Source organism: Eubacterium sp. An11 (assembly GCF_002161065.1).
Lineage (GTDB): Bacteria > Bacillota > Clostridia > Lachnospirales > Lachnospiraceae > Anaerobutyricum > Anaerobutyricum faecale.
Genome location: NZ_NFLV01000016.1, coordinates 1 through 14,598, shown reverse-complemented (window position 1 = coordinate 14,598; position 14,598 = coordinate 1). Strand labels below are relative to the sequence as shown.

The 14,598-nt window shown below is 37.0% G+C and carries 11 protein-coding genes; 9 read left to right on the top strand and 2 right to left on the bottom strand.

The features are described from left to right. Nucleotides 1-13 precede the first annotated feature (13 nt). The gene (locus B5E53_RS12115; protein ID WP_087315403.1) at nt 14-649 is read right to left on the bottom strand and encodes a GNAT family N-acetyltransferase; all 636 of its coding nucleotides are present in this window, start codon (nt 647-649) and stop codon (nt 14-16) included. A gap of 119 nt (nt 650-768) precedes the next feature. On the opposite strand from B5E53_RS12115, the gene B5E53_RS12110 reads away from it, so the two are divergent. Next, on the top strand, nt 769-1,719 hold the full coding sequence (locus B5E53_RS12110; protein ID WP_087315400.1) for an AEC family transporter: 951 nt from the start codon (nt 769-771) through the stop codon (nt 1,717-1,719). Nucleotides 1,720-1,810: 91 nt separating this feature from the next. Here B5E53_RS12110 and B5E53_RS12105 read toward each other — a convergent pair whose 3' ends face one another. Beyond that, complete coding sequence (locus tag B5E53_RS12105) at nt 1,811-2,479, bottom strand: YoaK family protein (protein ID WP_242963690.1); 669 nt, start codon at nt 2,477-2,479, stop codon at nt 1,811-1,813. A 327-nt stretch (nt 2,480-2,806) separates the two neighbouring features. Between B5E53_RS12105 and B5E53_RS12100 the strand changes: the two genes are divergently transcribed. From B5E53_RS12100 to B5E53_RS19310, 8 genes are all read left to right on the top strand, one after another. Next, the gene (locus tag B5E53_RS12100) at nt 2,807-3,430 is read left to right on the top strand and encodes a class I SAM-dependent methyltransferase (RefSeq protein WP_087315399.1); all 624 of its coding nucleotides are present in this window, start codon (nt 2,807-2,809) and stop codon (nt 3,428-3,430) included. Beyond that, the gene (locus B5E53_RS12095) at nt 3,391-3,594 is read left to right on the top strand and encodes a hypothetical protein (protein ID WP_087315397.1); all 204 of its coding nucleotides are present in this window, start codon (nt 3,391-3,393) and stop codon (nt 3,592-3,594) included. The genes B5E53_RS12100 and B5E53_RS12095 overlap by 40 nt, the downstream gene beginning before the upstream one ends. A gap of 1,136 nt (nt 3,595-4,730) precedes the next feature. Continuing rightward, nucleotides 4,731-6,446, top strand: a complete 1,716-nt coding sequence (locus B5E53_RS12090; RefSeq protein WP_087315395.1) for a phosphoadenosine phosphosulfate reductase family protein — start codon at nt 4,731-4,733, stop codon at nt 6,444-6,446. A 20-nt stretch (nt 6,447-6,466) separates the two neighbouring features. Further along, nucleotides 6,467-7,354 carry a DUF4007 family protein gene (locus B5E53_RS12085; RefSeq protein WP_087315393.1) on the top strand — a complete coding sequence of 296 codons (888 nt, stop codon included), beginning with the start codon at nt 6,467-6,469 and terminating at the stop codon, nt 7,352-7,354. Nucleotides 7,355-7,373: 19 nt separating this feature from the next. After that, nucleotides 7,374-10,991, top strand: a complete 3,618-nt coding sequence (locus B5E53_RS12080; RefSeq protein WP_087315391.1) for a hypothetical protein — start codon at nt 7,374-7,376, stop codon at nt 10,989-10,991. A gap of 15 nt (nt 10,992-11,006) precedes the next feature. After that, a complete protein-coding gene (locus B5E53_RS12075; RefSeq protein ID WP_087315389.1) occupies nt 11,007-12,152 on the top strand; it encodes an aminotransferase class V-fold PLP-dependent enzyme in 1,146 nt (381 codons plus the stop codon). Nucleotides 12,153-12,162: 10 nt separating this feature from the next. Continuing rightward, nucleotides 12,163-14,328, top strand: coding sequence for a DEAD/DEAH box helicase family protein (locus tag B5E53_RS12070; RefSeq protein WP_087315387.1), 2,166 nt, complete (start codon nt 12,163-12,165; stop codon nt 14,326-14,328). Further along, nucleotides 14,318-14,482, top strand: coding sequence for a hypothetical protein (locus B5E53_RS19310; RefSeq protein WP_162611905.1), 165 nt, complete (start codon nt 14,318-14,320; stop codon nt 14,480-14,482). The genes B5E53_RS12070 and B5E53_RS19310 overlap by 11 nt, the downstream gene beginning before the upstream one ends. Nucleotides 14,483-14,598 lie beyond the last annotated feature (116 nt).

Sequence of the window (14,598 nt, the reverse complement as noted above, 5' to 3'; positions counted from 1 at the left end):
ATTATCAAACAGATTATACAATACGCTTTCTCATAATATAATTTCTTATAGAGATACCTTTTCGCACCACCTGCTGCGCTTTCACCACCGCATATCCCCTTTTCTCAAAAAAAGGTCTGGCGGTGATGGAAGCGTGGGTGGTGAAGGTATCGTTTTTTATTTTTTCAGAAGTGTTTTCTTTCTGCACATAACTGTCCAGCATCACATTTTTTTGTGCAGCACTATTCTGTAAAAACTGTCCATGGGACAGCCAGAACTCTTCTTCCAAACGGTCGCAGATTGCGGTGGCGACGCCTTTTCTCTGATAATCCTTATGCACATAAAGCCGGTCCAGATAGCCGGTGTCATCCATATCACCAAAACCGATGATGAGAGTAGTGGCCGGGATGTCGTCAGTTTTGCGGGGAGCAGGGCCGGCGCTGTCAGATGCACAACTGTCGATATCATCGGCGCCGTCGCACTCCTGCACAGCCACATAGGTATTGTGCGCCAGAAACGATTCGTTCCATGCGTTCAGATCCACCTGGCCGTCCGCCCAGGCGTCAAGCTGTTCCGGCGAATAATCTTTGGCGTTGACGGTGTGGACCGTCTCATAAAAAAGCGCCGCCAGAGCGGCACAGTCGGAAGGGTGGTATTTTCTCAGGTACATATATAAAATCCTCCTTGGTTTTGTATGTGATAATAAAATAAAGATGTTACAGCAGAAACGAGCAAAGAAAAGATGATAATCTTTCGGCTAAACAGTGTTATAATATAAAAAATAATATTTTGTCAAGAAACGAGGATACAGAAAATGAATCAATCTTTTTCCATTATTTTAAATCAGCTGATTTCTTTTTTCTTATGATGATTGCCGGCTACCTGGCGGCCCGTCTCAAAATCATTTCCCGGATATTCCTTGACGGACTGTCTGCGCTTATCATGAAAATACTGCTGCCGGTGCTCGTTTTTGCCAATATGATGAACGGCACCAGCCGGTCACAGCTGGCGCAGGACTTCCCTATCCTGTTCCTGTCAGCAGCCATGTACATAGCGCTGATCATCATTTTTGCACTGCTGGCGAAACTCCTCCGCCTGCCAAAAGAACGGGGGCAGGTCTTCCAGGCCGCATTCATCTTTGGTAACGTCGGTTTCATCGGTATCCCTCTGGTCATGGGGATCAGCCCGGAACACGGAGCCATCTATGTGGCTCTCATGAGCATTATAGACCAGGGATTATTATGGACCTACGGTCTTTATCTCACAACACCCTGTGAGGATACCGCCGCATTCTCCTGGAAATACTTTCTCAATCCGGCTCTGGGCGCCATCGCCCTGGGAATCATCCTTCTTTTATGTGATATCCACCTGCCGGAAGTGGTGGAAAGCAGCTTCCTGACCATCGGCGACACCGCAACACCGCTGTCCTTGATCTACATCGGCGGCCTTCTGTTCTTTTGCAACTGGAAAACAGTGATCCGCCGGAAAGAACTGTACGTGGGAATTCTTGTAAAAATGATCTGCTTCCCGCTGCTGTTTTGCGCGGCGGCGTCCCTGTTTACAACGAACACCGATATGGTTCACGTGGTATCCGTGCTATCAGGGCTGCCTGCCATGGTAACCATCGCCATGTTCGCCCAGGCCAGACACAAAGAAGGAGAATACGCCCTCGGCATGGTGCTGGTGGAGACGGTGGCCAGCCTGTTTACTCTCACGCTGGTGGCGTGGTGGTTGTTTTGAAAATGTTATGAGAAAATGTTTTGGGGGGAGAGCGAGGCGTTCTTCTCCCTTTTTCTTATGTTGCTGAAGCGGGAAATACCAGAACGGAACTTTATGGGAAACTCAGAAAACACAGTGCTCCGATCAGCGGAACCTCCGCCACAAGAATTGCCTTTTCACCGAAGAGTGCGGACATACATACCCCGATGGCGGCACCGCCTATAAATGTAAGAATAATGCCAAAATACTGCCCGGCATTCTTCCGGAACTTTGAATCCTTTGTCGTAATCGCATGATAAAGATTCTCTGTTCCGCTGCGCAGATTTCCCGTACACATCGTCGATGCGAAAACCTTGCCTCCCACTTTGCGAAAACTCTCCGCCTGGAGAGCACATAAAAAAGAGACAAGTACATTGGCAAAAACATTTGCGGCTGCACCGACCGGGATGGCGCTGACAATTCCCGCCACTACTATCTCTACAAGCAAAACCCTCTGCCGCCAGACAGACGGGCTTCCTTCTACATATCTGTCCTTAATGGCCATGGCCAGAAAAACTCCTCCGGAAAAAGCAAAAATTGGGATCAGATAACGAATCAAATGTTCATAATCCCGCATAGCAACAGCGATTCCCACCTGCACGATATTGCCGGTCTGTGCATTGGCAAACACATGATCTCGGCAACAAAACGTGTAGGCATCCAGAAATCCTCCCGTTATCGTCAACAGGACAGCCAGAAAAAAAGACTCTTCCGCCGGCTCCCCTGTTTTCCTTCCCATCATATCTTAAAATGCTGCCATTTTTGCAGCACCGTTGTATCCCAACAATTCCAACATAAAAAAGAATATCGCATCACGTCCGCCTTCCTGCTATTACCCGGCGAAAATTGCCGGGGTTTATATTTGATGTTTGTATGTGATGAATTTTATTATACACAAAGAGGGAAGAAGAGGCAATGGAGGAGTGCGAGAAGGAAAGCGATGTGAGAAGAAAGAGCGAATTTGGGAAAATTCAAAAGAATATTATGAAAAGAGTTAATGATCATTGATAATAGAAAATATGGTAAAATATAAAATAAATTTAATTGATATTATACGGGAGCTTAAACTATGACCAATGAAAAGCTTAACAATACAATCACTTCTACAATAGAATACTATAATAAAAATGCAGAGCATTTTATGGAAGAGACCGTGACAGCGGATTTTACTGCAATCCAGGAGATGTTTCTGAGCCTGCTTCCCCCTGGAGGAAGAATACTGGATTTCGGCTGCGGTTCCGGGAGAGATACTCTGGCGTTTCTCAAACGAGGATATCAGGTGGATGCCACGGACGGATCAACCGAAATGTGCAAATTAGCTGCAGAATATACAGGCATTCCGGTTCGCCAGATGCAGTTTCAGGAATTAAGCGTGCGGGAACACTATGATGGAATCTGGGCGTGCTCATCCATCTTACATTTGCCTGAAAATGAACTTAAAAATGTGATAGGGAAAATGGAAACAGCATTAAACCGATGTGGAATTATCTATGCATCTTTTAAATATGGGACATTTGCAGGTGAGCGCAATGAAAGGTATTTTACGGATTTTACAGAAGAATCTTTTGAAACATTTGTAAAGCAGATCAAAGGGCTTAAGATTAAAAAAATGTGGATCACAGGAGATGTAAGAGTCGGACGGGAGAAAGAAAAGTGGCTGAATATCCTACTGCGAAAACAGATTATATCTTAAAAATTGACGGGAAATATGAGAATACACTGGACGTCGAGGGATTTGCTCAGATGATGAAGGATCCTTCCTACTGCTATAAATTCTATTGGCTGGAAGCAATTGTGAATTTGATTTCTCAGGATGTAGCAGAGACTATGTTGTTTATAGAAAAGGTTAAGATATAGAGTTTTTTAATCCTACAAGTACTGTCTGTAACAGAAAAAAGAGTATTAAAGGCTTCTAATGATATCTTATAGCCTAATTTTCATAGTTTGGCGCTATATCTGGTGTTGTCTGTAGCTAACGCTACAATAAGAAAGACAAGATTATCTATAAAGCTTTATTCTGTTTGATGGATAAGTTAGGAAATATTATGTTTCTCCAGTCCGTTTGCAGTATCAAGGATGTCCTTATGGGATATTTTCACATCATGAGATGTATAAAATTTTAGATAAAGAAGAATTGTGGTAATTGGGTAAATAATGTCACTAAAAAAGAATCTGTGTCTGAGATTATCGACTGGATGATTGTGGAATGCAAAAAATGTTTTCGGAAAATATAGTTTTATTTACGTGTCGAGACATTTGTCTTGTTTTAATGAGATTTCTGGGAAAAATAGCTTTATTGATAGAACGAAAAGAGGTCTAATCGGTCGCGAATAAATATATTTTTAAAGTAAAAAAGCTGTTATGGAAAATTATGCAAAACTTTTGGACAAGATCTTTGTTCTTATGGAAAAGTGTGAGAATCTTTATGGACTTCGAATCATATATGGTTGGAAAATCTCCCTTATTTTTTAAAAGTTTAAGGGAAAAGATGTGCGGGATCAAACAGGAGATAGAAGTATATTTGTTTATGAAACAGGACAAAGAAAAAAGCGTTTTCAGAAATCAATAGAAACTTATATAGCCAAACTGAAAAAGGATGATATGTCAAAGAATAGCTGAAACTGCTTTACAATCTTCATCATGGAGTAGATTCGAAATATATTACCTGGCGGGATATCGAGCGGACAGAAAGCATGGGGTATGATGAAAAGATGGACTATTGTTATTGTAAAAAAGGGTAGACATTGATGGTACAAGTCTATTGGAAAACAGTTACTATATATGGAAGTAATGACTTTTTTTAAAACAACCTGTATTAAGAATAATAATTCGTTAATGTAATTTGATAGTCACAAGATTGACTATATGTGTATAATTGATTAAAATAGAGATGATAAAAATAGTAGATGATGAAAAAATATTTTTGATAAAAAACGTTGGTATTATTAGTGTTCAGAAACTAGTAATAAAAGAAAAAGTAGGTGAGTATCAGAATGTGGTGTAGAAATTGCAATATAGAAACAAATGAAAAAGAGTGTCCAATCTGTGGAGAAAAAACCATGGAAGATCTTCCTACGGAGGTTTATTGGTGTAAAACATGTAATATTCCTATTATTCAGACAATAAATCAAGCTGATAAAGGAATATGTCCGATATGTGGAGGGACAACAAAATACTTGTCTACGGATTTGAGACCCGTTTTCCCAGAAGAAAGGCTGCTTTTAGAAATATTACTGGATAAGAAGCCCCAAGAATTTAGCAAAAGTTCGATATGGGCAGCTAATAATAGATATTATATTGATGGAAAAGGTATTTCTATTCCAAATTCAGTATTTCAACATGCAGATACAGACGCAATTAGCGAAAAATTAGAAGTGAATGCTGTATCGAATACATATGAATATTTTGACAAATATATTGAAGCATTTATAAATGCTAATAGAAACAGACTGAATTATCTCAAAAATGAAGCGTTTGAATTTGTAAGAAAAACCGCCTCTGGATTTGATGAAGAACGATTAGTTATTTCATTTTCTGGTGGTAAGGATTCGACAGTAACAGCAGATGTTGTTGTAAAGGCATTAAGTAATCCTAGCCTCGTGCATATTTTTGGAAACACAACATTGGAATTTCCAACAACTATAAAATACGCTGAAATGTATAGAAAAAATCATCCTCAGGCAATTTTCCTTTTTGCCAAAAATGAAGAACAGGTATTTTATGATGTTTGTGAGGATATAGGACCGCCGGCAAGGATGATGCGGTGGTGCTGTTCAATGTTTAAGACCGGTCCAATAACACGAGTGATAAATAGTTTGTATAGAAATCAGCAGATTCTTACATTTTATGGAATTCGAAAATCCGAATCTGTTAGTCGTAGTAAATACAATAGAGTAGAAGATGATGCAGAGTCCGTGAAAATCCAACAGCAAACAGTGGCTTCTCCCATTTTTTTCTGGAAGGATTTAGATATATGGTTATATATACTGGCGGAGGAAGTGGATTTTAATGAAGCGTACAGATTGGGGTATGATCGTGTTGGGTGTTGGTGCTGTCCCAATAATAATCAGAGAGCTCAATTTTTATCTAGAATTTATATGCCGGAACAATCAAAGAAATGGCGTGAGTTTTTAATCAGATTCGCTAAGAAAATAGGAAAACAAGATGCAGAAGTTTATGTAGATACAGGAAAATGGAAAGCTCGGCAGGGAGGAAATGGACTTGCGGCAGCTGGTGACGTAAAAATCAAGTATACAAATTGTACATCAGAAGAGAATGCGAAGATTTATCGATTGGTAAAACCGTTTGATGATGAACTAATAGGCATGTTCACTCCGTTTGGGCGAGTTGCGCCTGAACTTGGAAAGAAGTTATTAAGAGAGACATTAGTTCTTGATGCAAAAACTAATGTTCCAATATTGTCTATTCAACCATTCAGTCAGGATAGATATGAGTATGCAGTAAAGGTTCGAACTATGAATGTTAAAGATCATGATGCTTTACAACGTATGGTTGGATACCAGATACGGAAGTTTAATGCATGTAGAAAGTGTTTAAAGTGTGAATCTATTTGCAGAGCAGGGGCTATTTCAGTATCTGAAGACATCTATTATATTGACCCAGATAAGTGTGTACACTGCAAAATGTGTATGACAGCAAAATATTTGGATGGCGGTTGTATGATGGATAAATATTTGAGAACAAAGTAACAATAATGGAGGGTAGTATTATGGCAATGAAGTTTCGCGCTCATGATACATTTTTTATAAGAAAAGGGTGGCTCAGTAAGGGTATGGAACGCGTAGTGGAAAAGCCAGATTTGTTTATAGATAAAAATGAAAATCCAATGGATATTTTGGGCATTGGATCTAATATGGTTAAGGCGCTTAGGTATTGGTTACAGGCGGTTGGACTTACAACGGAGTCTAAAAAGGGTAGAAGAATACAGAATCTTACACCATTAGGAGAACAAATTTATTTGAACGATAGGTATATAGAAGAATTAGGGACTTTATATTTATTACAATATCAACTTGCAAAGCAGAAAGAAGAAGCTACAGCATGGTATTATTTTTTTAATGAGTTTTCAATATCAGAGTTTACAAGAGAAGAGTTTGTACAGGCATTACAAAATTATATATTAATGATGGAGGGGGTAAATTCCGTTGCAATTAGATCTTTAAATGACGATTTTAATTGTATTGTTAATACCTACCTACCTAGATACAAATTAAATCCGGGGAAAGTTTCTCCAGAAAATAATATTGATTGTCCGTTCGGTGAGTTAGGGTTGATTGATATAGCAAATAGAAAACAAAAAACATATAAAAAGTCAATCCCAGCAGCAGGATCTTTAAATCCGTGGGTGGTATTTGCTGTGATTGAAGATCAAGCAAAAGGAAGAGACGAAATAGGTCTTAACGAATTGCTTACTAAACCATGCAATATAGGAAAAGTGTTTAATTTGGATGCTATTACTATGTTAGATGCATTACACGAAATAGAGAATCTTGGCTTACTTAAGATAATTAGAACAGCTGGATTGGATATTGTTCATTTGAATCAGAAATTGGATTTCAATGAATGTGTCCAGAAATATTACAAAACCATTGATTAAGAAGTATAGGTGGCATTAGATGAGTAAAATGATTTCTGTCGCTTCAGGATTTCAATATTCGGTAAATATTGGATATGATCTGAACAATGACGATAAATTAAAAAATTTTATACCAACGAGATCGGCATTAGCGTTGCTTGAAGAAGTTCTTCTAAGCACCGCTCCTTCATCAACAGAACGTGCTCGTGTACTTATTGGCGCTTATGGTAAAGGAAAATCCCATATAGTATTAACTATTTTGGCCATGTTAATGAGACGGGATCTGAACCTTTTCAAAAAAACTATGCCTAAGATTAAGGATAATCCTAAATTGTTTCAGTGTGTCAAGAATTATTATGAATCAAATAATAAGCTTCTTCCGGTTATTATTACGGGAAGTAATACAAGCTTACCTCAGGCATTTCTTCTTGCTTTACAGAGAACATTGTCCATGAATGGGCTTCTAGATGTAATGCCTGAAACAAATTACAAGGCAGCTGTTAAAGTAATTGAAAGATGGGAAAATGAATTTCCAGAAACATATCAAAAGCTAAAAGATGCAATTGATATACCAATTGAGAAGTATATTGAGGAATTGCAGTCATATAATACAGGGTCATATGAGCGATTTGAAAAAATATACCCAACATTAACTTCTGGCAGTGTTTTCAATCCTTTTTTGGGCTTTGATGTTGTGGAGCTTTATGAGGAAGCAGTTTGCGGATTGAAAAGTAAGGGGTATACAGGAATATATGTTATATATGATGAGTTCAGTAAGTTTCTAGAAGCAAATATTACAGATGCTTCAGTAAGTGATACAAAAATGCTTCAGGATTTTGCTGAAAAATGCAATCGCAGCGGAGATCAGCAGATGCATTTGATGTTAATTTCTCATAAAGAAATAGCAAACTATATTGATCAACTTCCTAAACAGAAAGTTGATGGATGGCGTGGTGTATCTGAGAGATTTAAGCATATTCATCTTAATAATAATTTTACTCAGACTTATGAGATTATTGAATTTGCTATTCAGAAAAGCGAGAAACTTTGGTCGGCATTTTGTACAAGGTATAGTGAAAGCTTTCAAGGATTAATACAAAGGTATAAGAAGCATAACATCTTCAGTGATGTTGCTGAAGACCAGATAAAAAAAACTATTTTTGGATGTTATCCTTTACATCCAGTTTCAACATTTATACTGCCTAGATTATCAGAACGCGTTGCTCAGAATGAAAGAACACTATTTACGTTTCTTTCAGCACCCGGGATGTCAACTTTACCTGCTTTTTTGGATTCTTATCAGGACGATCATTTTGAGGTTATTACGCCAGACTTAATCTATGACTACTTCGAACCGTTGCTCAAAAAGGAAGTATATAGTGGGAGTATTCATGAAAAATATATTTTAACGGAATTGATTTTAGAGAAGATTCAGCCGACTTCTCTTGAAAGTAAGATTGTAAAGACACTATCGCTTATTTATATACTTGAACAATTTGAAAAATTGCAGCCTTCAAAGAATGAGCTGATTAGTATTTTTTCAATAAGCTATAGTCCGGAACAGATTAATCGGGCAATTGATAACCTTATAGAGAAAGAGTATGTAGTGTACTTGAAGCGAAGCAATAACTATCTTCGCTTAAAGCAGACGTCCGGAGTAGATATTCGCCAGAAGATTTGTGATATGGTTGAGGCTCAGAGTAGTAGGGTGACAGTTAAGGAAACACTCAATAACTCTAATTTTGATAATTATGTATATCCGTCTCGATATAATAATGAACGAGATATGATTCGTTATTTCGCATTTGAATTCATTGACGAGGATGAAGTGACAGAAGATGTTGATTGGATAAGCAAAAGTGAAGATATAGAAGCGGATGGTGTTATTTATGGGATTATTCCGCATAGCGAAGAATCTATTAGTAACTTGAGAGAACTGTTGATTACCACAAGTAAAAATTGTGAACGTTATATTTTCATTTTGCCAAAGCATTTTTCACCTATTGAGGAGATTGTAAGAGAATTTATGGCTGTATCTGTCTTAAGAGATGACGCTAATGACGATAAAGTTCTATTTGAAGAATACGAAGTAATCTACGAAGACTTGAGAGAAGTTATTGGATCCTTTATGCGCGGATATATACGACCAGAGGCATATAAATCGATATATATTCATAATGGAGCTCAAGCATCGGTAGGTAGAAAAGCTGCACTGACAGAACTGATGTCTAACATTTGTGATCATGTTTATTCATGTACACCGGTCATTAATAATGAAGCCATGAATAAAAATGAGATTACCACAACTGCTAGTAATAGTAGAAATAAGATTATTGCAGCCTTATTACGAAATGAATTAGAACCTAATCTTGGACTAAGTGGTTCAGGTCAGGAAGTATCTATTATGAGAAGTACTCTTGTACGTACAGGCGTATGGGAAGAAAATAATGGTTTGCCAAGACTGAATCTTCATCCGAAAAAAGTGGAGCATATGGCGAAAGTTTTGGAAACTATTGAAAATTTTATATTGGAGGCACGAAAAAAAGGGACAGTGTCTTTTGCAGAGTTATACAGAAGGCTGATTTCACCGCAGTATCATATTGGCCTTAGAAAAGGATTAATACCGATTTATTTGTCTGCTGTTATTCACGAATATAAGAGAGAAGTAATAATTGCTGATCAACATGGTCAAATTCCTGTATCAGTAGATACACTTATACAAATAAATTCTAAACCAGATATGTTTACAATGTCGTATTTGGACTGGAATCCAGAAAAAGAAGCATTTGTACAACAGCTGTCAGATTATTTTTCGGAGTATATCGTGGAAGCAGAACGTTGTGCTAATTCTTATGATTATGTTGTTTTTGCGATGAGACGATGGTATATGGCTTTGCCGAAGTACACGAAGGAATGCAAAGCCAAACCAGATGGCGGAAAACTCAGAAAAGATTATCAAGAGATGCTAAAATTATTAAAACAGAATATCAGCGGAAATGAATTACTATTTGAGCAATTGCCAAAGATATTTGGCTTTACAGAATTTCAGGAGGCGTTAGCTGATAATGTAAAAATGACAAAAGATTTTTATGATAGTTATTTATCAGAAGTAAAAAAGGAGTTAAAAAAAGAAGTAAAGGAAATATTTGTTCTACCGAAGGAAAAAGACTATGTGGATAGGATGTCACTGGCTTCGGTTATTAAAGATTGGTGCGAATCGTTAGATCAAGCAGTATTTGAGCAATTGTTTACCGATGGAACGGAAAAATGTCTGGGATTGTTTAAATCGATTACAAATGATGATAATCTTACAATTGTTAGGCTAGCAAAGCTTGCTACAGACCTAAGAATAGAAGATTGGGATGAAAAGGTAAAGGTACTGTTTATATCTAATATAAAGAAATACAAGAAGACAGCAGAGGCATATCATTCAATTAAGAACTATATAGGAGAAGAGCAGAGCACAAGTGCATACCAAATAAGTTTTATTGACGATAATGGTGTTGTGATTACAAAAAGGTTTGACAAGGTTACAAACACAGGTAAAGGCAGATTATTACATAATCAAGTGACAGCAGCATTGGATTCAATGGGATGTTCAATATCTGATCAAGAAAAACGGCAAATCCTGATGGAAATATTAAAGACACTTTGCTAAATAGGGAGGGAAAAGATGGCTTATTTTGATAATGCTGCAACAACATACCCGAAACCAGAAGAGGTTTATTCTTTTATGGATAGTTTTTACAGACAGAATGGAGGAAACGCTGGACGTGGAAACTATTTGATAGCACAAACGGCAGGGAGCTTAATATCTGATACAAGAAAAAGAATACAAGAGTTATTGCATTGCCTCGCCAAGCAGGTGATTTTCACACCAACCGCAACAATTGCCTTAAATATTATCATTCAGGGCATAATAGAAACAGGAATAAGAAATGTTTATATAAGTCCGTTTGAACATAATGCGGTAACAAGAATTCTGCATCACTTTGAAAATAAAGGCTCTGTGTCAGTTTATCAGCTTGCTGTGACAAAAGAGCTTGTATATGATATGAAAAAAATAAGATATCAGTTTGATTCTGTTAAGCCTGATCTTGTCATTGTTAGCCATGTAAGTAATGTTATTGGACTGATATCGCCTGTGGAAGAAATTTTTTCATTAGCAAAAAAGTGGGGTTCCCTTACATTGGTTGATATGGCACAGAGTGCTGGTCTGGTTGATTTAAATGTAGGGCTTAACTGCATTGATTTTGCAGTCTTCGCTGGACATAAGACTTTGTATGCCCCTACAGGGATTTCTGGTTTTGTTATGGAACCGTTGGTTAAGTTTCCTGCTGTTATTTATGGAGGAACAGGATATGAATCATCTAATCAGGATATGCCAGAAAGTCTTCCAGAAAAATATGAAATTGGAACACTTAATATTGTTGGAATAGCTGGGTTGAATGCCGCCATTAAATGGATGCAAGAAGTTACTGTAGAGGAATTATGGAAGAAAGAAATAGATCATAAAAATCATTTGATAGATATTCTGAATCAATACGAATTTGTCAAAATTGTTGGCGCTCCAGACGGAGCAAATTATGCTGGGATAGTATCATGTTTATTGGATGATATTAGTAGTGATAGCGCAGGCAATATTTTTGATCAACAAGGGATTGCTGTAAGAGCTGGTCTGCAATGTGCACCATTGGCACATCAGTTCTTAGGGACATATCCTGCTGGAACTGTTCGGTTTAGTGTAAGTTATTTTACCAATGATGATGATTTTGATCAATTACAAGCGGCATTAGATTTTATAAAAGAGAATCTTTAGGAGAAACTTAATGGGACTTAGAGAATTGACTATTAAAAGTGAATATAGATCGTTTATTGATGATGTGGTTAAAGACTTCTATATTCCATTGTTAAGTGAAGCTGTTTTGTATCAAAGAGCAGTTGGTTTTTTTAGCTCATCGGCACTTTCAATGATTTCGAGAGGAATAGATGGATTAATAAAAAACGGTGGTAAAATACAAATAGTAGCGTCCCCGAGATTGACAGAAGAAGATTATATAGAAATACAAAAAGGATATGAACTCAGAAAGGTAATTGAAAATTCACTTTCTAGAGAACTAAAAGATCCTGAAAATGAGGAGGATAGAAAAAATTTATCTTTGATAGCTCAACTTGTGTCGCAGGGGATTCTAGATATTAAAATTGCTTTCTTAACTACAAACAATGAAGTCTCTATGTACCACGAAAAAATGGGAATAATAACAGATGCTAATGGTGATTCTGTAGCGTTTTCTGGATCTATGAATGAAAGTGAAAATGCTTTTAGAGGCAATTACGAGTCATTTGATGCTTTTTGCTCTTGGACATCGGATGCAGAAAGAGTATTTCAAAAGGAGATGGCATTCAAAGCAATTTGGGAGGATTATGAACCTGGAATTGAAATTTATGAATTCCCAGAGGCTGTGAAACAGCGATTATATGAATATAATCCCACATTAGCTGATAAACTGAATATTAAAGCTACGAAGTCGAAGAAGGATAAAAGCACAGCCGACGAGAAGTTGCCTATTCATTTACCGGATGATTTCAGAATACGATCATATCAGAGTCAGGCATTAGAAAAATGGAGGGAAAATGGATTTCGGGGTATATATGATATGGCGACAGGTACTGGGAAAACGCTGACTGCACTTGCTAGTATTGAATATTTGTATAGATTTAATAATAACCGTTTGGCAATCATTATTGTATGTCCTTATCAACATTTAGTAGAACAATGGTGTGAAGATATTGTCCGATTTGGAATAAGACCAATAATCGGATTTTCGGCATCGCCACAAAAAAAATGGAAGAAACATCTTGAGCAAGCAGTAAGATCTTTTAATTTAGGCGTACTAGATTATTTTTGTTTTGTAACAACGAATGCGTCATTTGTGACAAAATCAGTACAACAGCAAATTCAACTTTTGGCTAATGATACTGTTTTGGTTGTAGATGAGGCTCATAATATGGGGGCACAAACTTATAGACGATATTTACCGAGTGGAATACCTTTCCGATTAGCACTATCTGCGACAATCGACAGGCATAACGATGAAGAAGGGACCGAAGCCTTAAAATGTTATTTTGGAGAAAAGTGTATTGAGTATTCACTTAGAGATGCTATAGATAATAGAATGCTGACAAGATACTATTACCATCCGGTCTTAACATATTTGGAAGAAGATGAGCTGGAAGACTATTTATCTATCACCCATCAATTAGCGAAGGCCATTAAAAAGAGAAATGGAAAAGTAGTTTTTTCGGAATATGCAAAACAACTATTGATAAAAAGAGCAAGAATTATTGCAGGGGCTAGAGGGAAATTATCAGAGTTGGAAAAGCAGATTCAACCTTATAAAAAAGACAATCATTTACTGATATATTGTGGAGCAACAACAATAAAAAAAGGGGATGTTGAAGATCTTTCATTCGGAACTAGACAAATAGATATTGTTACAAATCTACTTGGAAATAAAATGCAAATGCGGGTAGGAAGATTTACATCGCAAGAAACTGCTCAGGAAAGAGCACAGATAAAAAAAGAATTTGCTAAAGGAGACATGCTACAGGCTTTAGTAGCCATTAAATGTTTAGATGAGGGCGTCAATATTCCAAGTATAAAAACCGCATTCATTCTAGCTAGTAGTACAAACCCAAAGGAATATATTCAGCGTAGAGGAAGAGTATTAAGAAAGTTTCCAGGAAAAGAGTATGCAATAATATTTGATTTTATTACTTTACCATTTAGTGCAGACACAATTGGTAGCCATAGTCCTGATGTTGTTAGTTCGTCTAAAGGATTAGTAAAAAGAGAATTAATAAGAATGTTGGATTTCGCAGAAATATCTGAAAATCCTTCAGAGACATACAATTTAATTTATGAATTAAAACATGGATTCGGAATTACAGAGGAAGATTTGAAAGAAGAGGAGGAACAAAGCAGTGTTGTCTGATGAGATTAAGAAAGTACAGATTGATGAACAAAAATTGACACAAATGAAAAAATTAATTATTTCAGCTGAGCGAAGAAACATTAAAACAGGAGAATATACTACGCAGGATATGGTTAAGGCCATACGAAGAATTGTTGAAAAGAATGCCGAGTAAGTCCAGCTAATAAATGTCAATAGATAAATGAAAAATATTTTTCATCAGAAAAAAGGGCAGACTTTCCCCTTGGTGATAATATCATTTTTAAAAAGATATTGATTCGTTGGATTTGC